The following is a 24,020-nucleotide window of genomic DNA, read 5'->3' on the forward strand; positions in this document are numbered from 1 at the left end:
AACGGGGTCGGGATGGGGTGGGTGGGTCATGGGCACAGGGCGAAACCGTGAACGGAGGGCGTCCCGGAACGCCGCCACCTCCACGGCCTTCAGCCGCTTCGTGGTCTGCGGCGGCGGGGTGGGCCTCGCCGCCTCCTTCGCGGTCGCGGCCCTCTCCGCCCGGATGCCCTGGGTTCTGGCCAACGCCTTCATCGCCGCCGTCTCCACGGCTCTCGCCACCGAACTGCACGCCCGTTTCACCTTCGGTGTCGGCCGCTCCGCGACCTGGCGCCAGCATGCGCAGTCGGCCGGCTCCGCGGCCGCCGCGTACGGGGTGACCTGCCTGGCGATGCTCGTTCTGCGGCAGGTGGTGGCCGAGCCCGGCGCCCTGCTCCAGCAGGCCGTCTACCTCTCGGCCTCCGCCCTGGCCGGTGTCGCGCGCTTCGCCGTACTGCGCCTCGCCGTCTTCGCCCAGCGCCGCCCGCGGACGCCCGGTGCCCCGCACGCGCGCCGACCCGCTCGCGCGACCCCGACCCCCGCGGCGGCTCCGGCTCCGGCCCCAGTGGACCCGACGGGCTTGTGCTGCGCCGCTTGACCGGCACCGGCGTACGCCGCGGCATGTCGGCGCAGGGCCGCCCCTGGTGGTGGCGCAGCCCTGACTCTACGGATGTAGAGTCAGGGCTGCGCCCGTACGGGGCGCGCCAATCGAAGGGGAGTGGTCTGCCATGCCCACACGTCGCGCAGTGGTGGTCGGTGCCGGAATCGGGGGTCTCACGGCGGCCGTCGCCCTGCACCGCCGCGGCTGGCACGTCACCGTGTGCGAACGCGCCCCCCGGCTCCCCACCGCAGGCGCCGGCATCGGCCTCGCCCCCAACGCCCTGCGCGCACTCGACCACATCGGCGTCGACGCCACCGCCGCCGCCGGGAGCGCCGTGGCCACGGCGATGGGCGTGCGCCGCCCCGACGGCCGGTGGCTCACCCGCGTGACGACCGCGGACATGGCCGCCCGTTACGGCACGCCCCCGATCGCCGTCCCGCGGCCGGCCTTCACCGCTGCGCTGGCCGCCGCCCTGCCGCCGCAGGCCCTCCGCTACGGCACCGCCGTGACCGGCGTCGAGGATGCGACGGGCCGCGCGACCGTCCGTACGGACAGCGGACCGGACCTCCCCGCCGACCTCGTCGTGGCCGCCGACGGCATCCACAGCCCGCTGCGCCGCGCCTTCTTCCCCGCTCACCCCGGCCTGCGCTACCTCGGCGAGATGGCCTGGCGGACGATGGTGGACGCCTCGGATCTGCGGATGCCCGACATGAGCGAGACCTGGGGGCGCGCGCAGCGGTTCGGCGTGACCCCGCTCTCCGACGGCCGGTACTACCTCTACGCCACCGCGGTCGTCCCGGAGGGGACCCGGTGGGACGATCCGCGTGCCGAACTCCGCCGCCGCTTCGGCAGGTGGCACGACCCGATTCCGGCGCTGCTGGACCGCATCGACCGCCTCGACCCCGACGCCCTCCTCTGCAACGACCTCTACGACCTGGCCGCCCCGCTGCCGCGCCTGCACCACGGCCGGATCGCCTGGCTCGGCGACGCGGCCCACGCCATGGCCCCGAACCTCGGCCAGGGCGGTTGCCAGGCCGTCGAGGACGCGGTGGTACTCGCCCACCTGCTTCCCGCCGGGAACGAGGGAGCGGACGGCGCGCACGAAGACGGCACCGGCACCGGGACCGGCATGGGCGCCGACTCCGTCCCGGCCGCCCTCGCCGCGTACACCGCGGCCCGCCGCAGCCGCACGGACACCGTCCGCGTGCGCGCCCGCCGGATCGGCCGCCTGGGCGCCGCCCGCAATCCGCTCCTGGCCGCGGCCCGCGACCTGGCGGTCCTTGCCACGCCGGACCGCCTGGCCCTGCACGGCATGGACGACCTCTTCAACGGCTTCCGCCTCCCCGGCCGTACCGGTCACAGGGGTCACATGGGACGGACGCCCCGTGCCGGCTCCGGACCGGTGAAGTAGTGCGCGTCCCTGGGGCGCGTGGCGTCGTGGCCGCCGGGGCGGGGCGCCGGCTCCAGGTGCGGTATGTACTTCGAGCAGTGGATGTACGCCTCCTCGACGCTGAGGTGGACCCACAACTCGGGCGTGCGGCCGGGCGCCACGTCCCCCGGCAGCCCGGGATGGAGCGCACGCAGGTCCGCGTCGGTGTAGAGCCGGGCCACGCCGTTGACGTGCAGACCCACGTGGTGGTGGGTGAAGTCGACGAACAGCATGCCGAGATGGGGGTTCTCCGTCATGTTGCCGGCGCTGGCGAGCACACCGTTCCCGCGGAACTCGGGGTAGGCGAGCGTGCGGTCGTCGATCACGTGGACGAACCCCGGGGGCCCCGCCCGGAAACTGGCATCGCACTCCCCGTGGGAGTCCGCGGTGGCCAGGAAGACCATCGCCTGGCGGCCGATGAAGTCCCGCATCTCGGACGTGAGGTGGGGACGCACCTGCTGGTCGTAGAACCGGGCGGCACGCTCGGCGGTGCCCAGCTGCTGCTGCAGCCGGTGCTCACCTGCAGATCCAAAGGGTGGCGGGGACGAGATCACGGGGCGTTCTCCTGGCAGGACGGACGGGCGGTTGCGGCTCAGGGCAGGGACAGGACGGGCGTTTCGAACGGGTCGTAGTGGATGCGTTCGGGCAAGGTGCCGTGCTGGGTGAGCGTCTCCCGCGCGGAGACGACCATCTGGGCCGGACCGCTGAGGTAGACGTCGTGCTGGTACCAGGGCCCGTACTCGGCCAGCACCTCCGGCAGGGACCCCCGGATCCCGGGGATGTGCTCGTGGGAGACGGCGCCCCTGATGGTCAGCCAGTGGTGGCGCTGGGCCATGCGGAGCATGTCGTCCACCCCGTACAACTCGGCGCCGGTGCGGGCGCCGAGGAACAGGTCCACCTGGTGGCGCCCGCCGCGACGGGCGACCTCTTCGACGAGCGCGCGGATCGGAGCGAGGCCGGTACCGCCGGCCACGCAGAGCAGATCCCGGTGCACGGCGGCGTCCAGCACCATGTCGCCCATCGGCGCGCCCAGGTGGACCACGTCCCCCACGGCCGCCCGATGCACCAGGGCCTGGCTGACCGAGCCGCCGGCGACCGCCCGCACGTGGAAGGTCAGGGTGCCGTCCTCGCGCGGGGCGTTGGCGGGGGAGTAGTAGCGCCAGTGCTTCGGCAGCCAGGGGGTCTCGATGCTGACGTACTGGCCCGCGGCGTAGGCGTAGGGCATGTGGGGTCGTACGGTGATCTCGGCGATCCCGTTGCCGCGCGACACCCGGTGCACGACGGCAGCGGGCCACACGGCGGGCCGTACCGCCTCGTCCTCCGCGGCCGCGCTGATCATGACCTGGGCGACCACGCCGTAGGCCTTGGTCCAGGCGGCGGCGAGGTCGGCGGTCCAGGCGGGGCCGGCGTAGCGGGCGAGTGAGGCCAGCAGGCATTCGCCGACGGCCGGGAAGTGCGCGCTGAGGGTGCCGAACTTGCGGTGGTCGCGTCCGAGATGTCCGCAGAAGCGGACCAGGCTCTCCGGGTCGTCGACCAGGTCCACGATCCGCAGCAGCGCGCGCAGCAGACGGCCGCGCTGGGCGTCCATCCCGGGCGGGAACAGGGGGCGGACCTCGGGGTAGCGGGCGAAGAGGATGGCGTAGAAGTACACCGTCATGTCCGCGGCGAGGGGTTCGACCACGGCGACGGAGGCGCGAATGAGGCCGATCTCGTGGTCCGACAAGGGCGGCTCGGCGGCGACCGGCTCGAGGGGTTCCGGCTCGGCGTGGCCCGTCTGCGGCGTGGGTGAGGGCGCCTCGGGGGACGGGTGGCGAGACGTGTGGCTCGCGCGGGGTATTCGGAATCTCAAAGGATCAGCGCTCCTCCAGCCAGGTCCGAGGTGGCGTCTCCCAGGGGGCCGGGAGAGCGGTGACGGGGGCGTCGCAGGTGGGGGGCATGAGTCCTCGAGGCAGGGCGGAGCGTTGAAACGGATCAAGCGGCTCCGGACGCTACATGACCACGGAGGTGACTCAGAAGTAGCCACGGGGCACGGCGCGTACCGAGTCGGGGCCGTCTGGCCGGATTTCTCCGGTAACAGGTACTTCGCGGCCACCCGACCTTCACATGATCGCCACATTCCATGCGCGGCCCTCCGGTGGAGGAAGGGCGGCGAGCGTTCGGTGGGCGGAGGGCGTGCACCCCGGCGGACGTCGGTCCGCGCCTGTCCGCCGAGCCGGGGTGCGCGGTGAGCCGAACCGCCGCCCCGGATGGCGCCGGCGTGTCCGCCGCCACGGCAGCGGGGCGGCCGCGGTGCCCCCTCGGGCGGGGTCGTCAGCCGGTCGCGGCGGCCTGGCCGGCGCCGCGTGCGCGGCAGGTCGCACTTGATAGGCAAGTGAGAGTTTGCCTATGCTGGGGCGTGGCCGATGACGTGTTCAAAGCCCTGGCCGACCCCACGCGTCGCATCATCCTCGACGAACTCGCGGAACGGTCCGGGCAGACCCTGTTCGAGATCTGCTCCCGCCTGAGCGGTAGGCACGGGCTCGGCATCTCACGCCAGGGGGTCTCCCAGCACCTCGCCGTGCTGGAGGCCGCCGGGCTCGTGGAGACCCGGCGGGAGGGGCGCTACAAGTTCCACGACCTGAACACGGGTCCGCTGCGGCAGATCGCCGAGCGGTGGCCCGTGCCCGCTGTGCCCGAACCGGAGGAGAGAGCCCCGTGAAGATCCATCTGACCAGTGTCTTCGTCGACGACCAGGCCAAGGCCCTGCGCTTCTACACCGAGATCCTCGGCTTCGTGAAGAAGCACGACGTCCCGGTGGGCGAGACGGACCGGTGGCTCACCGTCGTCTCGCCCGAAGAGCCCGGCGGCACCGAACTCCTCCTGGAGCCCGCGGGCCACCCGGCGGTCAGGGCCTACCGGGACGCCCTCCTCGAGGACGGCATCCCGCTCGCCCAGTTCGCTGTCGCCGACGTGAAAGCGGAGTACGAGCGCCTGCGCGGACTCGGTGTCCGGTTCCTCCAGGAACCGCTGGACATGGGCCCCGTCACCACCGCCGTCTTCGACGACACCTGCGGCAACCTGATCCAGATCGCGACCCAGCCGGCGTAGAGCGGAGACGGGGACGGGGACGGGGACGGGGACGTACGGGCGTCTACGCGGTGCGGCTGGTCCGTGAGCCGTTCCGCCACCCGTCGGGCTGCCCCGTGCTCGGCGGCCGGCGGCCGGCGGCGACGGTTCGTCGGGGGCGGGTAAGGGAGGCGCCGCTCGGTGGAGGGGCGATCGTGGGGCGAGGGCCTGTTCAGCCCTCGACGCCCGTGGCCGAGTGCGGCGCTCCCACCGGCTTCGACTCCGGTGAGCCGCGCTGCCGCGGGTAGACCGCGAGGATCGCCATCGAAGCCACCGCGAGCAGCTCGGACTGCCAGTTCTGGAGGGTGCGGTTCCAGAACTCGGCGGACGAGACGTACGTGGTCCAGCCGACCGGCTCCTGCAGCTCGCGCAGCTGCTCCTCGTTGAAGGCCACCCGGCCGGTGACGGACTGGGCCAGCCAGGACAGTACGAAGATCGTGCCCATCGGGATGCCGAGCGACCGGGAGTACACCCCCTGCCGCAGGCCGCCCGCGGACGCCCAGCGCGGAGAGTCCGCCCGTCGGGGGTAGGCGGCCAGGAACACGCTGTCCGTCGGGAAGACCACCAGGGCCTGCGAGCCGTAGGCGCCCACGCGTACGGCGGGGCCGGCATCGGGGGAGAGGCCCAGTTCGCCCAGCGAGGTGACGCACGGTCCGTCCTGTTCGACCTCCTCACGGGTGCCCGGAGCCAGGGCCGCACAGGCGCGCCGGAGGGCCCCGGCCCGCAGCGCTGCCTCGAATGCGGTGGCCGCGGCCTGCGCGGCGCCGGCCCGGTCGCCGACCGACGCACATCCGGAGGAGGCCATGGCCAACGGCCAACGTGCCCACGAGGAGGAGTACGGCGATCGGACGTATGGACCGAGCATGGACGGCGCACGCGCACGGCCCGCCTCCGGAGCACCACGACACGCGGGGGTTTGCCCTGGGAGGACGCGGGTGCGGGCGCCGGCCCGGCCACCGGGGGTGGGCGGGCCCCGGGCGGCCGGAACGGGACCGGGCGGGCCGGCTACCCGAGGTCGGGGCAGGGCGAACGCGGAGGCGGGCGGTGCGTACGGAGACCCTGGCAGTGGGCGGGAGCGGCCCGGCGGGTACCTCTGGTCCGGGCGGCGCGAAGGGGCGGGGGGCCGGCACACCCGGGCTTCGCGAGCGTGACCGGGGCTCGGTCCGTTCAGGGACGTCCGGGTGCCGCGCCCGCCGGGGGCCGTACGGGCGTGCGTCAACCTCGGGCACGCGCGCTCCCGCCGGGGGCTGAGCCGCGGTGGTTCCGGCGGCGCGTCCACACGGCGCGGACGGGCCCGGCTGCTACACAGTCCTCCATCCCGGATCCCCTGGTCCTGGGATCGTCGCGGAGGTGCCACGGTGACCAGCACAGATTCCGGCCGGCCGCGCCCGGCACCCGACCTCGCGGTCCTCGCGAACCTCGCGGAACCCGCCGAGATGGCCGCCCCGGCCCCTCCGGCCGAGCCGTCGGAGCGGGTCGAGCCGCCGGCCGACGCGCAGGCCGTGGGCCGGGCGACCGGAACCCTGATGGCGCTGTTGCCCTGCGACAGCCGCAGTGCCCGCCGGGTGCTGGCCGAGGCCGCCGCCCTCGCGGGCCTCAGCCTCGCGGAGGCCGCCGACGCGATGACCGCGGTGCTGCGCGAGGACGCACCGGCGCCGCCGACCGCCGTGGCGTCGGCGGTTCGGACCGCTGTCGACCGGGCCCTGACCGCAGCCCGGACGCCCAGCGCCGCCCTGCTGCCGAACCCGTACGTCCTGCGCCGACACCTCGCCCGCTTCCGGGAGCTGCGCCGGCGTACCTTCGTCCGCCCGGAGGACCCCAGCCTGCGCGCCCGGTTCGACGACGCCGCCTACACGCTGTGCGTCCTGCTGGGCCACCGCAGGGTCCACCACGCGCTGATCGCCGCCGAGGACCTGATCGCCGCCCACCAACCCACCGACGCGGAGCCCGCCGAATCCGCCGAGCACCCGGAGGGCTGAGGCGATCCGGCCGTGGCCCGGGACGCCGTGTTGCACGCCGGCGTGACCACCTCGGCCGTGCGGCGTCCTCCCCCGGATGTCTCCGGTCGGCCCGGCGGCCTCGAGAGGGGCACCGGCCGGGCAGCAGCACACCACGCGGTCGTGTCATGCTCGGAGAATGACGGGTGATCCCGCACTCACCGACGGCCAGGTCGGCCAGGAGGTGCTCGCCCTCGCCAAGGTCGTGGCGCGGCTGCGTGCCGAGGTCGAAAACGAAAAGGGCGCGGCCTCGATGGCCGCGGTCCTGGAACGCGCCAAGGGCGTGCTGATGGGCACGGAGAACGTCTCCGCGGACACGGCCGCCCGGCTGCTGAACGAGCGCGCGGCCCGGGGCGAGCGGACCTTGATGGAGCAGTGCTGGCACACCCTGGGCGACGCGGGCGGACCCGCCGCAGCGGCCTCCGCGTCGGCCGGCGCCCCGACGGCCGACCTGCCCGCCTCCTCCTTCGACACGGCGCGGTACGTCCTGGGCACCCGGCGCGGGCAGGAGGGTCCCGGCAGCCCCCTGGCCCGGCTTGCCGAGGCCCTGACCGGGGCCGTTACGGCCAGCGACGTGGCGGAGCTGCTCGTGGAGACGCTGGCCGGCCCCGGCCGCGTCGACGCCGTCATGATCTACACCGAGGCGGTCGCCGGAAGTCTGGAACTGGCAGGGCACGCCGGGGTCAGCCGGGCCCTGGCCGAGCAGTGGTGCCACATCCCCCCGCTCAGCGGTGTCGCCGCGCCGGACGCCTTGGCCGGGCGGGACGCGGTATGGCTGGAGGACCCGCGGCGGGACGCCGTTCGGTACCTGCTCATCGGGGACCCCCTCGAGCGGTGGCCGTCGCGCGCCTGGCTCCCGGTGCCCGGCGAGGGGCTGCCGACCATGGTCGTCGGCTTCTTCCGTACCCAGCGGGGTCCCTTCGACGCGGCCTCCAGGAAGCTGCTGCGCCGGGCCGTCAGGCTGTGCGCGGGCGCCCTGCGGTCGGAGGGCGCGGCCGGTCCCGACGGCTCCGGGCAGGAACACGTGGGAGAGGTGCAGCGGATCTTCGACGCCCTGTCCGGACCGGCGATCCTCCTCACCCCGGTGCGTTCGAAGTCGGGCGAGGTGGAGGACTTCCGCATCGACGCCTCGGCCCCCGAGTCCGTCGACGTGGCCGGGCGGCGCGGCAAGGAGCTGGTCGGCCGGTCGGTGCTGGAGACCTATCCGACCGTGGCGGGCACCGATCTGTGGGACGGGTATGTGGACACGCTGGCGACCGGTGCGGTCTACGAGGGCGAGCCCTTCGTGTACGAGGAGGTGACCGGTGGAGCCCCCCGGCGATCCGCCTATTCCGTGCGGGCCTCCCGGCTGGGCGACCGCCTGGTCGTCTCGTGGATCCGCCACGACACCGACGAGCGGGAGAGCCGCCGGCTGGCCGACATGCAGCGGCTGGGCAACCTGGGCTCCGCGGGATGGAACCTGGTGACGGACACGATCGTGTGGTCCGAGCAGGTGTACGAAATCTTCGACCGCGATCCCGCCCTGGGGCCCATGAGGCTGGACGAACTGCCTGAGCACGTCGTTGCCGAGGACCTTCCGAAGCTCGGTGTGGCCGTGCGGCGGCTGCTGGAGGACGGCAGGGCCATCGACGAGGGGTTCCGCATCACGACGGGGGCCGGGCTGCGGCACATACGCATCGTCGCGGAAGCGCAGACCGACGCGGACGGCATCCCGGTGGAGGTGCACGGCTTCTTCCAGGACGTGACCGCCCTGCGGGACGCCGAACTCGCCCTGGTCGCGAGCGAACGCGCCGTCCTCGTGCAGAGCGGCATGCTCCAAGCCGAGCGGACCCTCGCGGCCCGGCTCCAGCACACCCTGCTGCCCACCCCCCAGCGGCGCCTGGAACTCGCGGGCCTGCGCGTCGACGTCGCCTACCTGGCCGCCGACAAGGGCCTGAACGTGGGCGGCGATTGGTACAGCGCCATCGAGCTGCCGGACGACAGTGCCCTGTTCGTCGTCGGTGACGTCGCCGGGCACGGGCTGGCCGCCGTCGGGACCATGGCCCAGCTGCGGTTCACCGCCAAGGGCATGGCCATCACCGGCTCGGCCCTGCCGGACGTCCTGGGCCGGCTCAACCGGCTCCTGCTGCACACCGCGGAGGGTTCCGGCGGTCCCGGGGCTTCCAGTATTTCCGGCGGGACGACCGCGACCATGGTGATGGGCCGGTACGGTCCCCGCGACCGCCGCCTGACCTGGGTGCGGGCCGGGCATCTGCCGCCGCTGCTGATCCGTGGCGGGGAGGCGCGCTACCTCTCCCAGCCGGAGGGGAGCCTGCTCGGCGCCAGCCCCCACTCCGCCTATGCCCAGGCCGAGCTGTCCCTCCAGCCAGGGGACCACCTGCTCCTGTACACCGACGGCCTGGTCGAGGAACCGGGGGAGAACATCGACGCCGGCCTCGCCGGGCTCGCCGTCACCGCCCGGGACCTGATCGAGGAGGGGCGCGGCGAACTCCTCGCGCGGACCCTGGCCGTGCGCAGACCGGGGCGCCGCGACGACGTCTGCGTCCTGCACGTCCACCTCCCTGCGACCCGGTGAGGGCGGGGATTCGGCCGGCGGAGAGCGGGCAGGTGCGCGAGTGACAGGGCCGCCGCGCGAAAGTCCCCCCGCGCGAAGACGAACACCGCTGAAGGGCCGGATGCACCATGGCCACGACGTCGCACGCCAACCCGCCGGGCGAGTACGAGCGGACCCTGCCCGGCGATCCGCACACGCCCAGACCGGTCCCGAGGCCGGTTCCCGGACCGGAGCCGGTTCCCGAGCCCCCTCCGGCGCCGCCGCGCCGCTAGCGTCCCACCCGCGCCGGGCCGTAGCGCCGGCGCGCTCCTCCGTTCCCGACCCCAAGGACAGCCATGGGTACTCCTCCCAACGATCCCGTCCCGCCCAGTCCCACCCCCGCGCCGGGTCCCGGGCCCGGCCCGCAACCCGGTCCGCTGCCGGGACCGGTCCCGCCGCCGGGCGGTCCCGATCCGGCGCCGCCGGCCCCTCCGCAGCCCGAACCCGACCCCGTGCCGGAGCCCGCGCCGCGGCCCGACCCACACCCGCAGCCGGGCCCGCTGCCCGGGCCCGTCCCCGCGCCGGAGCCCCTCACGTGACGGCGCGCAGCCGGCTCGCGGCGGCCTGACCGGCAGGTTCTTCACCGGCCCTGGTCAGCCGTTCAGCGACGCCATCAGCTCCGGCGCGTAGCGGTCGCCGGAGGCCACGCCGTGCGGGGCCACGGCATCGATCGCGGCGAGGTCCGCGTCGCTGATCGTCACGGTGGTGGCGGCGATGTTCTCCTCCAGGTAGCGGCGGCGCTTGGTGCCCGGAATGGGCACCGCGCCCTGCCGCAGGGTCCAGGCCAGAGCCAGCTGTGAGGGCGTGACGCCCTTCTCCGCGGCGAGGCGGCGCACCTGGCCGACGACGGCGAGGTTGCGGTGGAAGTTCTCGCCCTGGAAGCGGGGGTCCGTACGGCGGAAGTCGTCGGCGGCGAAGTCGTCCGGGCTGGTGATGGCCCCGGAGAGGAAGCCCCGCCCCAGCGGCGAGTAGGCCACGAGCCCGATGCCGAGTTCGCGCAGGGTGTCGAGGACGCCGTCGTGCTCGATGCCGCGCTCGAAGAGGCTGTACTCGGTCTGCACGGCGGCCAGCGGGTGCACGGCGTGGGCCCGCTCGATGGTGGCGGGGGCCACCTCGCACAGCCCGATGTGGCGCACCTTCCCGGCGGCGACGAGCTCGGCCATGGCGCCCACGCTCTCCTCGACGGGCACGTCAGGGTCGATGCGGTGCAGGTAGTAGAGGTCGATGTGGTCGGTGCCCAGGTGGCGCAGGGACCGGTCGACCGCGTGGCGGATGTACTCCGGGGTCCCGTTGTGGCCGCGGAACTCTCCCGCGTCGGTGAACTCGATGCCGGTCTTCGTGGCGACCACGGCGGCTTCACGGCGGCCGGCCAGGGCCCTGCCGAGGAGCTGTTCGTTGCGGAAGGGCCCGTACCCCTCGGCGGTGTCGAGCAGGGTGACCCCGAGCTCCAGAGCCCGGTCGATCGTGGCCAGCGACTCGGTGTCGTCCGTGGCCCCGTAGTGGGCGCTCATGCCCATCAGCCCGAGGCCCTCGGCGCCGACCTCGAGTCCTTGGCGGCCCAGTGTGCGGATGTCCATCGTGCTCTCCTGGTAAGTAACTAACTGGATAGATAGAGCATGCGCCATGCTCTCGCCGCATGTCAATAACCGGATAGTTACTTGCTAGGGTCGGGAGCATGGCACGGGATTCCAGCGCAACCAGGGCACGCCTGCTCGACGCGGCCTTCTCCGAGTTCGCCGCGTACGGCATCGCCGGCGCGCGGGTCGACCGCATCGCCGAGGCCGCGCAGGCGAACAAGCGGCTCATCTACGTCTACTACGGCAACAAGGAGCAGCTCTTCGACGCCGTGCTCCAGCGGGCGCTGGAGACGGGCTCGGAGTCCGTGCCGTTCGACCCCGACGACCTCCCCGGTTACGCGGGGGCCGTCTTCGACCACCTCACCGAGCGCCCGTCCCTGATGCGACTCGTGCTCTGGAAGCAGCTGGAGCGCCCCGGGACGACCGACGCGGAGGCCGCGTCCTACGCGGGCAAGATCGCGGGAGTGCGGCAGGCGCAGGACGCGGGCCGGATCGACGCCGGAATGGACGCGGCCGACGTGCTCGCGCTCGTGATGGCCTTGTCGCAGGCGTGGTTCGGTTCGGTGGACGCCGCGGCGGACGGTGACACGGGCACCGGCTGGCCGGCGGACCGGGCCGCGCGGCACCGCACGGCGGTGGTGGAGGCCGTACGCCGGATCACCGCACCGCCCGGCGCCGGCGCCGGCGCCGGCGACTGAGACGAAGCGCCGAGTCGAGCCCCCCGGACGGTGCGGGCGGCGGCCACCTTCGAGTGGGTACGCGGCAGCGGACGGCGGCGGGGCGAAGCTGTCAACGCGTCGGCGAGCTCCCGGCCGAAGTCCGTCAGGCAGTAGTACGGGCTTCAGTGGCAGACGTCGTGCACCTCGCGGTGCGCCAAGCCGTCCGTCTCCTCGCGCGCGGCGCCTGCGTCGGCACTCCTCGCTGAGCCCGGGCAGCCGCCGCCGCAGCTTCCGCCCGGCGGCTCGCACGTGCGTACGCGTGGCGGGGGCGGCACCATGGCCTTGTACGAGACCCGCGGCGAAGGAGAGACCATGCCGGTGGAACCCTCGGCCCCCGCAGGGGGGACCGGTCGCCGACTGCTGCTGGTCCGGCACGCCAAGGCCGTGCCCAAGGGGGAGGTGGAGGACTTCGACCGCGCCCTGAGCGACCGGGGCCGCGAGGACGCCCCGCAGACCGGGCGCTGGCTGACGCGGTCCGAGTACCGGATCGACCTGGCGCTGTGCTCCCCCTCGCGCCGGACGCGCCAGACGTGGGAGCTGATCCTGCCCGCCCTGACGAGTCCGCCGCCGACGGTGTACGACGACCGGCTGTACAACGCGGCTCCGAGCGGGCTCGTCGAGGTGCTCTCCGCGCGGGGCGGAAACCTCCGCAGCCTCCTGCTCGTCGGCCACAACTCCGGCATCCACGAGCTGGCCACGGCCCTGTGCGGCAGCGGCCCGGTGAAGCCCCTGGCACGGCTCCGGGAGGCGTTCCCCACCTCGGGTGTCGTGGTGGTGGACCTCCCGGACGGCTGGGACGCCCTGTCCCCGGGCAGCGGGCGCCTGGCGGCCTTCTGGTCCCCGCGCCGCTGACCTGCCGACGCCCCGGCGGTCGGCCGCCGGGAGCAGGCGGGCGGTGCTTCAGGCCACGAGCGCGGCGGCCTGGCGGCGCGCCTGGTCCAGCCACTCCGCGCGTTGCGCGTCCGAGGAATCGGTGACGGTCCTGTAGACGACGCGCCGCACGTCGGCGACCCCCACGTAGGGCAGGACGCACGCGGACCAGATGCCGGCCAGCGGGTCGCCGAACTCGTGCTCCTCCCGTTCGGCGGGGGTGTCGGAGGTGTTCAGCACCAGCGCCCGCCCCGCCGTGAGCAGCCCGGCGGGCTCCCCCTGCGCCGACCCCAGCTTGTAGGCGACGCCGGGTACCAGGACGCGCTGCACCCAGCCCGCCAGGACGGCCGGCGGCATGCCCCACCCGTTGGGGTGGACGAACACCAGGGCGTCCAGGGTGGCCACCTCCGCCCGGTGCAGCGCCACCTGCGCGTCCTCGGCATCCGCCGCCGAGTCGACCGTGCCCGTCTCCGCGGCGGACAGTGCCGGCCCGAACCCCCGTCGAGCCCGCCGGCAGCCACCTGCACGGTCCCGTCGGGCATGCCGGTGACCGCCAGCGCGGTGCCCGAGAAGGCCGCGGTCCCACCGTGGCCGGCCGGGCGTTCCCAGGCCGTCCACGCACCGTCCCGTCCGCGAACGCAGGGGTACGGGGCCCCGTCCGTGCCATCACCGAGCACCGTCGGCCTGTTCGCCACCCGGATCCTGACCCAGCCGGGCATGCCGGAGCCCGAGCGCCTGGCCGGCGCCGCCGTCGCCCTGGTCTTCGGGCAGCAGTTGTGCCGCCCGGCCGCCGGCGCCCCGGCGGAGGACCTGGTCGACACCCTGCTGGTCCGCACGCAGTTCACCCGCACCGGGACGTGACCGCGGCCGGCGTCGTCCCGCCGGATCCGCGCGTGACCTGCGCCGTCATCCGTGCGCGGCCTGGGCCCCCTTGGTGACTCGTGAGTACTGCACACCCCGCCGGTGACAGGCGTGACTGTCGCGCTGCGTGCCCGGCGTGACACGGTCAGGTCTGCCACCGACCGAGGGAGCAGGAGTGAACAAGGGGTACGCGGCCTTCTGCGACGCCGACCGCTGGTTCTACGACGCGCCGTACCGACGGAGCGGCGAGAGCTATCCGGCCGCGCTCGCCCCCGTACCGTCGGGGTGGCGCTCGCACCGCAGCGGCGACTGGCTCGCGCTGCGCCCCGAGGGCGCCGAACTCCCCTCGCAGGGCTGGAAGATCCACGTATCGGCCACGCTCGGCAATGCCGAGTCGGTGCTGGAGACGGTGTACGACTACTGCACCGCCCGGCGCATCGCCTTCAAGTTCATACCGAGCCGCTACCTGCTGCACCTGCGGAACGCGAAGTACGCCGACCGCGCGGCGAGCGGCAAGTTTCTCACCGTCTACCCGGCCGACGAGGAGCAGTGCCGCCGCATCGCGGAGGACCTCGACGCCTCGCTGGCGGGGGCGGCCGGCCCGTACATTCTCAGCGACCTGCGCTGGGGCGCCGGACCGGTCCACCTGCGCTACGGCAGCTTCACCCTGCGGCACTGCTACGACGACCGAGGCGACCTGGTCCCGGCCATCGAGGCCCCCGACGGGCGGCTCGAACCGGACCGGCGGGGACCGGCCTTCCAGCCGCCGGAGTGGCTCGAACTGCCCGACTTCCTGAAGCCGCACCTCGCGGCGCGCTCCGCGGTCACCCTGACCGACGTCCCCTACACGGTGGAGCGGGCCCTTCACTTCTCCAACGGCGGCGGCGTCTACCTCGGCACCGACACCCGCACCGGTGAGAGCGTGGTCCTGAAGGAAGCCCGCCCGCACGCCGGACTCGCCGCCGACGGCGCCGACGCCGTGGCCCGGCTGCACCGGGAACAGGCCGCGCTGGAGCGCCTGGCAGGGTTGGACTGCGTGCCGGCCGTGCGCGGCGCGTTCACCGTCGGCGACCACCACTTCCTGGTGCTGCAGCACCTCGCCGGCAAACCGCTCAACACCTACTTCGCCCGCCGCCACCCCCTGATCGAAGCGGACCCGGACTCGGCGGAGCTCGCCGCGTACACCGAGTGGGCGCTGAAGATCCATCAGCGGGTGACCGAAGCCGTCGACGCGGTGCACGCCCGGGGCGTCGTCTTCAACGACCTCCACCTCTTCAACATCATGGTTTCGGAGGACGAGACGGGTGAACCGTCCGTCGCCCTGCTCGACTTCGAAGCCGCCGCGCACGTCGATGAGGGGCTGCGGCAGACCGTGGCCAACCCGGCCTTCGTCGCCCCCGCCGAACGGCGCGGGTTCTCCGTCGACCGCTACGCCCTCGCCTGCCTGCGGCTCGCCCTGTTCCTCCCGCTGACGAGCCTGTTCGTCATGGACCGGGCCAAGGCGGTCCACCTGGCCGCCGTCACCGCCGAGCAGTTCCCCGTACCGCGGCGGTTCCTCGACGAGGCCGTCGAGGAGATCCTGTCGGGCGTCCCGCAGGACGCGTCGGGCGACCGCCCGACCGCACTGGCCGGGCCGTACCTGCCGGTCGAACCGCGCCAGTGGCCGGCCGCCCGCACCTCGATGGCCGCCGCGCTGCGTGCGAGCGCCACCCCGGACCGCGAAGACCGCCTGATCCCGGGCGACATCGCCCAGTTCGCCACCGCCGGCGGAGGCATCGGATTCGGCTACGGGATCGCCGGGGTGCTCCACGCCCTCGCCGAAACCGGGGCCGATCCCTGGCCGGAAGCCGAGGAATGGCTGCTCGACCGGTCGCGGGAACCCGCCTCCGGCACCCCGCTCGGCTTCTACGACGGCCTGGCCGGCACGGCCTGGACGCTGCACCGGCTCGGACACCGCGACCGTGCGCTCGCTCTCGCCGACCTGATGCTCCACCAGCCCTGGGAGAGCGCCGGCCCCGACCTGCACAGCGGCCTCGCCGGCATCGGCCTCGCCCTGGACGCCCTCGGCACCGCCTACGGCGAGGGCGAGCTGCACGCGGCGGCCCTGCGCTGCGCCGAACTGGTCCTCCGCCCCGAGCAGCGGCCCAGCCGGGCGGGACTGCTCTACGGCAACTCCGGCCCCGCCCTGCTGCTGGTACGGCTCTACGAGCGCACCGGCGACAAGGAACTGCTCGTCCAGGCCGGCCAGGCCCTCCACCGCGACCTCGACCGGTGCGTCACCAGCGCGTTCGGCACCCTCCAGGTGAACGAGGGCTGGCGCACGATGCCCTACCTCGGCGAAGGCAGCGTCGGCATCGGCATGGTGCTCGACGACTGGCTGGAGCACGGCCCCGACGAGCGCTTCGAACAGGCCCGCCGCGAGATCGTACGGGCCGCCCAGGCGACCTTCTACGCCCAGCCCGGCCTGATGCGCGGAGCCGCCGGGATGATCCTCCACCTGGCCCGGACCACCACACCGGGCCCGGGCACCGACCCCGGGGCCATCGCCCGCCAGATCGACGCACTGGCCCGGCACGCCGTGCCGTACCAGGGGCATCTGGCCTTCCCCGGCGAGCAGATGATGCGGCTGTCCATGGACCTCTCCACGGGCACGGCCGGCGCTCTCCTCGCCCTCGGCAGCGCCGCGCCCGGCGGGCGCGCGCACCTGCCGTTCCTCCCCCCGCTGCGCTGAAACGCGCGGCCCACGAACCGGTCCCGTCCGGGACCGTGACCCATCGCACCACTCGAGAGAAGAAGAGGAACCGACATGACGCTTCTTGACCTGCAGTCGATGGAGACCCCGAAGGACGAGTCCGCCGAGGTCTCGATGACCGGCGGCGGCAGCCGAGCCAGCCTGCTGCTCTGCGGCGACAGCAGCCTGAGCGTTACGACCTGTAACTGACCAGGTCACCCCGGGCCCGGGCGGTTCGCCGCCCGGGCCCGCACCACATCTTTGGAGGCACCCGCCGATGAGGCCCCCCGACGCGCCGGCCGACGCAGCCGAGGCGCACGGCGTGGACCACGTCGCGGACCGGGCGCTCGTGGCAGCGGCCCGGCACAGCGGCGGCCGCACCGCCGCCATCCTCGCCACCACCGTGGCGGCCGCCGCGGCCGCACTCGCCGAACCCGCCGTCCTCGGCCACACCCTGGACCTGCTGCTGCGGGGCGCCCCCTCGGGGCCCGCCTGGACCCTGCTGTGCGCCGCGGTCATCGCGGCCGAGGTGGCGCTGGACGCCGCCGCCGCACGACTGACCGGAGGCGTGGACGGCCGCTCCACCGCCCGACTGCGCAGGCTCGGACTCGCCCGGCTGCTGCGGACCGCCCCGCACCACGCGGCCCGGCACGCGGCGGGGGAGACCGCCGCACGGCTGACCGCGCACGCCGCCGAAGCCGGCCGGGTGCCGGCCGCGGCCGCGCACGCCGTCGCCGCGCTCCTGCCGCCGGTCGGCGCCGTGGCCGCCCTCTTCCTCATCGACGTCTGGACGGCGCTCGCCTTTCTCCTCGGAGTGCCGCTGCTGGTGCTCCTGCTGCGCGCGTTCGCCCGCGACACCCTGACCAGCGTCGGCCGCTACCAGCAGGTACAGCTCGCGACCGCCGGCCGCCTGCTGGAGGCGCTGGCCGGGGCGCGCACCATCGCCGCCGCCGGCACCGCGGACCGGGAACGCGCCCGGATCCTGGCGCAGTTGCCGGAGCTGGGCACCGAGGGCCGCACGATGTGGCGGGTCTACGGCGGCACGACGGCCCGGTCCGCCGCGCTGATGCCGATGCTCCTGTACGCGGTCCTCGCCGTCGGCGGCATCCGCCTGTCGGCCGGGGCCATCGGAATCGGCGACCTCCTGGCCGCCGTGCGGTACGCGGGCCTCGCGGCCGGTATCGGCGCCGTGACCGGCGGACTGGCCGCCGTCGTCCGAGGCCGGGCCGCCGCCCGGCGGACCGCGGCCCTCCTGGCCCTGCCCCCGCTCGCGCACGGCGGCCGGGAGCTGCCCGAAGGCGGCCCCGGCACGGTGGAGATGCGCGGCGTGCGGGTCGTACGCGGCGGAGCGACCGTCCTGCACGACATCAGCCTGGTGGTCCCCGGAGGCAGCACGGTGGCGGTGGTGGGCCGGTCCGGCGCCGGCAAGACCCTGTTCGCCGCCGTCGCCGGCCGGCTCACCGACCCCGACGCCGGACAGGTTCTGCTGGACGGGGTACCACTGCCGGAACTGACGGCCGGGGCGCTGCGCCGCGAGGTCGGCTACGCCTTCGACCGGCCCGTGCTGTTCGGGGACTCGGTCGCGGACGCGGTGGCGTTCGGCGCGCACGCCGGCCCCGCGCCGGAGACCGGTCAGGCACCGGCGACCGGCCCCGCACCGACGACCGCCCCCACGCCGGGGGCCGCCCCCGGCCCGGGGGCCGCCCCGGTCCCGGACGCCGTCCGCGCCGCGGCACGGGCCGCGGGCGCCGACCCGTTCGTACGACGCCTGCCCCACGGCTACGCGACGCGCCTCGCCGATGCCCCGATGTCCGGCGGCGAGGTGCAACGGCTGGGGCTGGCCCGGGCGTTCCACCGGGCCGGCCGGCTCCTCGTACTGGACGACGCCACCTCCAGCCTCGACACCGTCACGGCCCGGGAGGTCGAACGCGCGCTCGCCCGCGAGGTCCGGCCGGGCACCCGGATCGTGGTCGCCCACCGCCTCTCGTCCGCCGTCCGCGCCGACCTCGTCGTATGGCTGGAGAACGGACGGGTGCGGGCGGCGGGCACGCACGGCGAGCTGTGGCGGCGCGAGGCCGACTACCGGGCGGTGTTCGCCGCCGACCCGGCGACGGGAGCCGGCGGGGAGCCCGCGACGCGGGCGGCGCGGAGCGGTGCGCGGGAGGAGGCGGCGCGGTGACCGAGCGGGAGAGCTGGCGGCGAGTCGGCCCCGAAGGACGGCGGTTCCTGCGAGGCCGCAGAGCCGCGGTCGGACGGCTGGCGGCGTGGTCCCTCCTGGAGTCCGCGCACACCTTCCTGGGCGGCTACGGCGTGGCGCGCGCCCTCGACGACGGTTTCCTCGCCGGCCGCACGGGCACCGGCCTCGCCTGGCTCGCGGTGGCCGGAGTCGGGGCGCTGCTCGGCGGGTTCGCCCTGCGCGGCGTGTTCGCCGCACTCGCCGACCTGGTGGAGCCGCTGCGCGACGGACTGGTCCGGCGGGCGGTGCGGCAGTCCCTCGACCGCGCCGTCGCCGACCCCGCCCGCGCCCCCGGCAGCGGCGCCGTCTCCCGGCTCACGCAGCAGACGGAGATGGCCCGGGACTCCTTCGCCGGGCTGGTCCTGACCACCCGCTCCTTCGTCTTCACCGCCCTGGGCGCCCTCGCGGGCATGGCGGCACTCGCTCCCGTCCTGCTGCTGGTCGTCCTGCCCCCGCTGCTGCTCGGCATGGCCGCCTTCCTGGCCACCCTCCGCCCCATGGCCGCCGTGCAGCGCCTGTCCCTCGACACCGACGAGGCGCTGTCGGACCGGGTCGGAGAGCTGGGGGAGGGGCTGCGGGACATCGTCGCCTGCGGTGGGCAGGCGACAGCCGAGGCCCGGGTGGAACCCCTGATCGCAACGCAGGAGCGGCTGGCGCGCACGCTCGGGGGATGGGCCGCCGTGCGCACCGTGGCCCTGGGCACCGCGGGCCGCCTGCCGGTGATCGCCCTGCTCGTCGCGACACCCTGGCTGCTCCGGCGGGGGATCACCGCCGGGACGCTGGCCGGCGGCCTCACGTACGTCGTCACGGCGCTCCTGCCCGCCCTCAACTCGCTGATGACGGCGCTGGGTTCGGCCGGAACCCGACTGCTGGTCGTCCTCGAGCGGTTCTGCGACCCCCTGCCGCCGCCCGCCGGGGTGGCCGCCGTCCGCCCGGAGGCCGCCGTCCGCCCGGAAGGCGCCGCTGCGCCCCCGCCGCAGGAGCCCGTCCACCCCCGCCGGCACTCCGCCGCCGCGGCCGAGCTCCGGTCGGTCACCTTCGCCTACGGCCCCGGCGCCAGCCCCGTACTGGACTCCCTCGACCTGGTCGTACGCCCCGGGGAGCACCTCGCCGTGGTGGGGCCGAGCGGCATCGGCAAGTCCACGCTCACCGCGCTGCTCGCCGGGATGCTGCCCCCCGACGCGGGTGCGGTCCTCGTCTGCGGTGCGCCCGCCCGCCGGGGCCCGGGTGCCACCGGGCCGGATCCGCGGCGCACCCTGCTGCCGCAGCAGGCCTACGTGTTCACCGGCACGGTGCGGGAGAACCTCACCCACCTGTCCTCCTGCCGGGCAGGGGCCGGGGCCGGCGTACCGGGGGACGACCGGGTGCGCCGCGCCGTCACCGCCCTGGGGCTGGAGGACCTGGTCGAACGACTGGGCGGGCTGGACGGCGAGGTCTCGCCCCGGAAACTCTCCCGGGGCGAGAGCCAGCACCTCGCACTCGCCGCCGCCTACCTCTCCCCGGCGCCGCTGCTGCTCCTCGACGAGGCGACGTGCCACCTGGACCCGCGCACGGAGGAGCGGGCGGAACGGGCTCTGGCCGACCGTCCCGGCACCCTCGTCGTCGTGGCCCACCGGGTGTCCTCCGCGGCCCGCGCGGACCGGGTCCTCGTCCTGGACGGGACCCGCGCGGTGTGCGGCACGCATGCGGAACTCCCGGACAGGTCGCCCCTGTACCGGGATCTGGTGGGGGAGTGGAACGGGACCGCGGAGGAGTGACGCGGTCCGCGTCTCCGGCCGCGGCGCCTTCGTCCGCGGGGGATCCGACCGCGTCGGATCAGACCCAGCCCTGCCGCCGGGATATCCGTATCGCGTCGATGAGGTTGCGCGCACCGGTCTTGCGGGTCGCCGCGGCCATGTAGTTGCGCACCGTTCCGCTCGCGAGGTGCAGGGTGCGGGCGATCTCGGCGATGGAGTCGCCCTCCGCGGCCCGGGCCAGCACGCTGACCTCGCGCGGGCTCAGCGGTACCGGCTCGGCCTCCATGAAAGCGGAGGCGAGTGAGGCATCGATGAACCGTTCCCCCGCGGCGACCTTGCGGACGGCCCGCACGAGGCGCCCCGGCGAGCCGTCCTTGTCGACATAGCCGCGGGCCTCGGCCCGGAAGGCCCGGTGCAGCGAACCGGGGGCGCCGGCCGAGGCGAGCATCAGGACCGAGGAGGGGGAGGAGATGACCTGGCGGTCGGCGCGGCGGTCACCGGCCAGCACCGCCGTCGTCCCCGGACAGTCCAGGTCCACGACGGTCACGTCCGGCCGTAACGTCTCCGACTGGCGCGTGGCGGTCCGCCAGCCCGCGGACGTGACCTCGAAGGGCCCCTCGGATCTCAACAGGGCGGCGAGGGCCGACCTGACGAGGCTGACGTTGTGCAGGACGAGGACCTTCGTCATCTTGCGCTCTCCTCGGTAGACGAACCAGCAGCACCACGCGGGTGCCCCGTACAGGGGTGATGGAACGTCACTGCGAGGGGCGTGGAGGGGCATACGGGCAACTTGGCCGATAACCCCGACGGTTCGTGCTTCCCTTCGGCGGGATACCACCTCCCACGCGGCGGATTACCGCCTTGCGCACCGGCCCCGCCCTGCCCGGACGCCGTCAGACGGTGCCGCGCCAGGCGCCCGTCTCGACCCCGCGCGATTCGATGAAGTGCTTGAACCGCTTCAGATCACCCGTCACCTGACGCTTGACGAACCCGAGCTTGTCGGCGGTCCCCTCGGCCAGGCCGTCGGGCACCCAGTTCATGTGCAGGACCACCTTGGTGGTGGTCGCGTCGACGGGCTGGAAGGTGACGAGCCCGGCCTGGCGGGCCTCCCCGTCGACTGTCATCCAGGCGACGCGCCGGTCCGGGAGCTGCTCGGTGATCTGGGCGTCGAACTCGCGCTGCACCCCGTTCACGTTGGTCACCCAGTGCGTGAGCGTGTCCGACCGCTGCTCGATGCGCTCGACGCCCTCCATGAACGCGGGGAACTCCTCGAACTGCGTCCACTGGTTGTAGGCGGTGCGGACGGGGACGTTGACCTCGACCTCTTCCTCGACGTGGGACATGCGTGGCACACCTTCCTTGTCGTCGGCAGCCCCGCGCGGCGCGGGGCGGTCGTCCGTCAGGACGCTCCCAGCGCGGGTGCCCGTCCCGCCGGGGCCCATGCACCGGGGCGGGCGGGGGCTCGGAACGGCTCGCAATGGCGCGCAACGACGGTGCCGGCCGGATCCGCCCCGTCCGGGGTCCCCCACCGGGCCCGGTGGGGGACCCCGGCGAAGATCACAAGGGTATTTCCGGCCCACCTGAAGGGGTTGCCCCCTCGTTCTCTCCGCTGCCCGCGGAGGGACGGGGTCCCGCGCGGCGGAACCGGCCGGATTCAGCCGACAGGTGCGGTCGTGGGCCCGGTGGTCCCGCGCAGCACGCCTATCTTGTCGATGCGGTGCTCGGGGTTGCCCTGGGCGTCGCTCCAGAAGTTCCCCTCGGCGTGGTCCTCCGGGGTGGCGCACGTGGACAGGGTGACCATGGCCCGGCTCGGGGTCGCCCCGGGCTCGCCGGGCACCGCGGCGCGCTGCTCGCTCAGCGAGCGCTCGGAGCGGAAGCTCGTCTCGCGGGTGGCCACGATCTCATACGTGTACACGGTGGCGCCCACCGTGACGAGGACCTCGTCGCCCTCCTTCACCGAGGGCAGATCGCGCAGCGGCCCGCCCGCCGACAGGCGGTGCGCGGTGATCAGGAAGTTCCCGACCTCTCCGGGACCCACTCCGCCCCGCTTGCCGTACGGGCTGGCGGCCACGCCCTGGTCCTGGATGCGGGTGCCGGGGAGGTCGTCGGTGGTGCCCTCATACGGGACCACGCGCAGCCCCGTGATGCCGGCCGAGGGTATGGACACCGTGGAGGCCCGGGGCCGGGACGCGGGGGCCGCGACGGACGGCGCGGCCACGGCCGTGGCCGCCGGGAAGGTCGGCCCGGGAGCCGCGGGCGTGGTGGACGCGGCGGACGTGGCCGGCGAGGCGACCGGCGCCGCCGCCCGCACCGGAGTCGCCGGGCCGGCCGGCCCGGCCGCGGCCCCGGGTGCGCAGGCGGCGATCAGGGCGGTCGCGGCGGCGGCCAGTGCGGCGACGGCCGCTCGGTGCGGGTACGGCAGGGGCATGGCTGTGGTCCGTGTCGTTCGGTCGGTCGGGGCGGGGGAGGTGCGGCGGGGGGATGACCCCGGACGCGGTCCGCCCCGACAGAGTGGCATACGGAGCAAGCCGGACATAAGCCCCTCGGAGCAAGCCGTACATGAGCCCCTGGCGTCAGCGGGCCGCGCCGAAGGTCTGCGTCCAGTAGGAGTTCGGCTGGGCGAGGCCGACGCCGATCTCCTTGAACGCGCAGTTGAGGATGTTCTGCCGGTGGCCGGGGCTGTTCATCCAGCCGGTCATCACCTGCTGGGGGCTGCTGTAGCCGTAGGCGACGTTCTCGCCGTAGGTCCGCCAGGCGTAGCCGGCGCGGGTGATGCGCTGGCCCGGGTCGGAGCCGTCGGAGCCGGTGTGCGACATGGTCGCGTGCGCGGCCATGTCCTTGCTGTGGTTCAGCGCGGCGGCGGTCAGCCGGGCGTTGACCGTCAGCGCCGAGCAGCCGGCCTTGGCGCGCTCCTGGTTCACCAGGGCCACCACCTCGGCGGCCGGACCGGAGGGCGCGGCGGTCGGCGCGGTGCTCGGCGGCTTGGACGCGACCGGGGGCTTGGGCTTCGCCGGGGCGGGCTTGGTGGGCTGCGCGGCGGGCGGCTGCGGTGCGGCGGGCGGCTGCGTCGGCGCGGCGGGTGGCTGGACCGGCTGCGGATCGCCCGCGGGCTGCCCGGTCGGCCGGGGCGCCTCGACGGGGGCGGCCACGGGATCCGCCTGGGGCGTCGGCGGCGGGGTGGGCGAGGGCGTGCCGGCGAAGGGGCGGGGGCCCTGCCGGTCGGAGGCCCGGGTCGCGCCCGCCTCCTGCATGTCCCAGCACGCGAGGGCGGCCGTGGGAACGCCCACGAGGCCGAGGGTGACCGCGGCGATCGATATCTTCCGGTAGTGCTTCTTCTTGCGGTGCTTCTGCATGCTGGCCTCTTGGTCTCTCTGCGAAGCGTTTCTGCGCCCTGAACCGCCGGAGCGCCGGGCGGGCCGCCATTCTTGGAAAGCCCGTCACGGGCTGGCAAGTCCCGCCACCGGCGGCGGCCGCGGCGCCGCGGGCCGGGCTTGAAATGGGCGCGGGGACGTGCTGGCCGTCGGCCCCGCGGTCGATCCGACGGGGGCGGCATGCGTCAGAAGCGCGTGTGACATGGCCTGTTGTGGAA

Annotated in this window: 22 protein-coding genes; 13 read left to right on the forward strand and 9 right to left on the reverse strand. The window is 74.8% G+C overall.

Annotation, left to right across the window (positions count from 1 at the left end):
- The first annotated feature begins 28 nt into the window (after positions 1-28).
- Both AC07FY_RS25650 and AC07FY_RS25655 read left to right on the forward strand, forming a co-directional pair.
- Positions 29-574 (forward strand): GtrA domain-containing protein, encoded by a 546-nt coding sequence (locus AC07FY_RS25650; RefSeq protein WP_479010279.1) that lies wholly within the window; start codon positions 29-31, stop codon positions 572-574.
- A 130-nt stretch (positions 575-704) separates the two neighbouring features.
- A complete protein-coding gene (locus tag AC07FY_RS25655; protein WP_479010282.1) occupies positions 705-1,988 on the forward strand; it encodes an FAD-dependent monooxygenase in 1,284 nt (427 codons plus the stop codon).
- Here AC07FY_RS25655 and AC07FY_RS25660 read toward each other — a convergent pair.
- Both AC07FY_RS25660 and AC07FY_RS25665 read right to left on the reverse strand, forming a co-directional pair.
- Positions 1,943-2,557 carry a pyridoxamine 5'-phosphate oxidase family protein gene (locus tag AC07FY_RS25660; protein WP_479010394.1) on the reverse strand — a complete coding sequence of 205 codons (615 nt, stop codon included), beginning with the start codon at positions 2,555-2,557 and terminating at the stop codon, positions 1,943-1,945. The genes AC07FY_RS25655 and AC07FY_RS25660 overlap by 46 nt on opposite strands.
- A 41-nt stretch (positions 2,558-2,598) precedes the next feature.
- Positions 2,599-3,855 carry a globin domain-containing protein gene (locus AC07FY_RS25665; protein ID WP_479010285.1) on the reverse strand — a complete coding sequence of 419 codons (1,257 nt, stop codon included), beginning with the start codon at positions 3,853-3,855 and terminating at the stop codon, positions 2,599-2,601.
- 546 nt (positions 3,856-4,401) lie between these two features.
- Here AC07FY_RS25665 and AC07FY_RS25670 point away from each other — a divergent pair.
- Both AC07FY_RS25670 and AC07FY_RS25675 read left to right on the forward strand, forming a co-directional pair.
- A complete protein-coding gene (locus AC07FY_RS25670) occupies positions 4,402-4,704 on the forward strand; it encodes an ArsR/SmtB family transcription factor (RefSeq protein WP_479010288.1) in 303 nt (100 codons plus the stop codon).
- Positions 4,701-5,093, forward strand: a complete 393-nt coding sequence (locus AC07FY_RS25675; protein WP_479010291.1) for a VOC family protein — start codon at positions 4,701-4,703, stop codon at positions 5,091-5,093. Before AC07FY_RS25670 ends, AC07FY_RS25675 begins: the two co-directional genes overlap by 4 nt.
- Before the next feature lie 190 nt (positions 5,094-5,283).
- Here AC07FY_RS25675 and AC07FY_RS25680 read toward each other — a convergent pair whose 3' ends face one another.
- The gene (locus tag AC07FY_RS25680; protein ID WP_479010294.1) at positions 5,284-5,916 is read right to left on the reverse strand and encodes a DUF6766 family protein; all 633 of its coding nucleotides are present in this window, start codon (positions 5,914-5,916) and stop codon (positions 5,284-5,286) included.
- Between the two features lie 553 nt (positions 5,917-6,469).
- Between AC07FY_RS25680 and AC07FY_RS25685 the strand changes: the two genes are divergently transcribed.
- Positions 6,470-7,090 (forward strand): DUF5133 domain-containing protein, encoded by a 621-nt coding sequence (locus AC07FY_RS25685; protein ID WP_479010297.1) that lies wholly within the window; start codon positions 6,470-6,472, stop codon positions 7,088-7,090.
- Positions 7,091-7,247: 157 nt separating this feature from the next.
- Positions 7,248-9,683: a SpoIIE family protein phosphatase gene (locus AC07FY_RS25690; RefSeq protein ID WP_479010299.1), complete on the forward strand. Its 2,436-nt coding sequence runs from the start codon at positions 7,248-7,250 to the stop codon at positions 9,681-9,683.
- A 611-nt stretch (positions 9,684-10,294) separates the two neighbouring features.
- Here the strand turns inward: AC07FY_RS25690 and AC07FY_RS25695 are convergent.
- A complete protein-coding gene (locus AC07FY_RS25695; RefSeq protein WP_479010301.1) occupies positions 10,295-11,278 on the reverse strand; it encodes an aldo/keto reductase in 984 nt (327 codons plus the stop codon).
- Between the two features lie 98 nt (positions 11,279-11,376).
- On the opposite strand from AC07FY_RS25695, the gene AC07FY_RS25700 reads away from it, so the two are divergent.
- Complete coding sequence (locus AC07FY_RS25700; RefSeq protein WP_479010304.1) at positions 11,377-11,976, forward strand: TetR/AcrR family transcriptional regulator; 600 nt, start codon at positions 11,377-11,379, stop codon at positions 11,974-11,976.
- A gap of 333 nt (positions 11,977-12,309) precedes the next feature.
- The gene (locus AC07FY_RS25705) at positions 12,310-12,849 is read left to right on the forward strand and encodes a SixA phosphatase family protein (RefSeq protein ID WP_479010307.1); all 540 of its coding nucleotides are present in this window, start codon (positions 12,310-12,312) and stop codon (positions 12,847-12,849) included.
- A 48-nt stretch (positions 12,850-12,897) separates the two neighbouring features.
- Here the strand turns inward: AC07FY_RS25705 and AC07FY_RS25710 are convergent, their stop codons facing one another.
- Positions 12,898-13,485, reverse strand: a complete 588-nt coding sequence (locus AC07FY_RS25710; RefSeq protein ID WP_479010309.1) for an NAD(P)H-dependent oxidoreductase — start codon at positions 13,483-13,485, stop codon at positions 12,898-12,900.
- A gap of 42 nt (positions 13,486-13,527) precedes the next feature.
- On the opposite strand from AC07FY_RS25710, the gene AC07FY_RS25715 reads away from it, so the two are divergent.
- The 5 genes from AC07FY_RS25715 (at position 13,528) to AC07FY_RS25735 (ending at position 20,452) form a co-directional block, all read left to right on the forward strand.
- Entirely contained in the window at positions 13,528-13,728 is a 201-nt protein-coding gene (locus tag AC07FY_RS25715) for a hypothetical protein (protein WP_479010311.1), read from the forward strand.
- Positions 13,729-13,903: 175 nt separating this feature from the next.
- Positions 13,904-16,459, forward strand: a complete 2,556-nt coding sequence (gene lanKC, locus AC07FY_RS25720) for a class III lanthionine synthetase LanKC (protein ID WP_479010313.1) — start codon at positions 13,904-13,906, stop codon at positions 16,457-16,459.
- Between the two features lie 75 nt (positions 16,460-16,534).
- Complete coding sequence (locus tag AC07FY_RS25725; protein WP_479010316.1) at positions 16,535-16,669, forward strand: SapB/AmfS family lanthipeptide; 135 nt, start codon at positions 16,535-16,537, stop codon at positions 16,667-16,669.
- A 67-nt stretch (positions 16,670-16,736) separates the two neighbouring features.
- Entirely contained in the window at positions 16,737-18,638 is a 1,902-nt protein-coding gene (locus tag AC07FY_RS25730; RefSeq protein ID WP_479010319.1) for an ATP-binding cassette domain-containing protein, read from the forward strand.
- Positions 18,635-20,452, forward strand: a complete 1,818-nt coding sequence (locus tag AC07FY_RS25735; protein ID WP_479010322.1) for an ATP-binding cassette domain-containing protein — start codon at positions 18,635-18,637, stop codon at positions 20,450-20,452. The genes AC07FY_RS25730 and AC07FY_RS25735 overlap by 4 nt, the downstream gene beginning before the upstream one ends.
- 58 nt (positions 20,453-20,510) lie before the next feature.
- Here the strand turns inward: AC07FY_RS25735 and AC07FY_RS25740 are convergent, their stop codons facing one another.
- The 4 genes from AC07FY_RS25740 to AC07FY_RS25755 all read right to left on the reverse strand — a co-directional run bounded on the left by AC07FY_RS25740 (position 20,511) and on the right by AC07FY_RS25755 (position 23,784).
- Positions 20,511-21,119, reverse strand: coding sequence for a response regulator transcription factor (locus tag AC07FY_RS25740; protein WP_479010325.1), 609 nt, complete (start codon positions 21,117-21,119; stop codon positions 20,511-20,513).
- Between the two features lie 205 nt (positions 21,120-21,324).
- Positions 21,325-21,774, reverse strand: a complete 450-nt coding sequence (locus AC07FY_RS25745; RefSeq protein ID WP_479010328.1) for an SRPBCC family protein — start codon at positions 21,772-21,774, stop codon at positions 21,325-21,327.
- 311 nt (positions 21,775-22,085) lie between these two features.
- Positions 22,086-22,859: a class E sortase gene (locus AC07FY_RS25750; RefSeq protein ID WP_479010331.1), complete on the reverse strand. Its 774-nt coding sequence runs from the start codon at positions 22,857-22,859 to the stop codon at positions 22,086-22,088.
- Between the two features lie 145 nt (positions 22,860-23,004).
- Entirely contained in the window at positions 23,005-23,784 is a 780-nt protein-coding gene (locus AC07FY_RS25755; RefSeq protein WP_479010333.1) for a CAP domain-containing protein, read from the reverse strand.
- Between the last annotated feature and the right edge of the window lie 236 nt (positions 23,785-24,020).

The organism is Streptomyces sp. NPDC045967, from assembly GCF_056430495.1.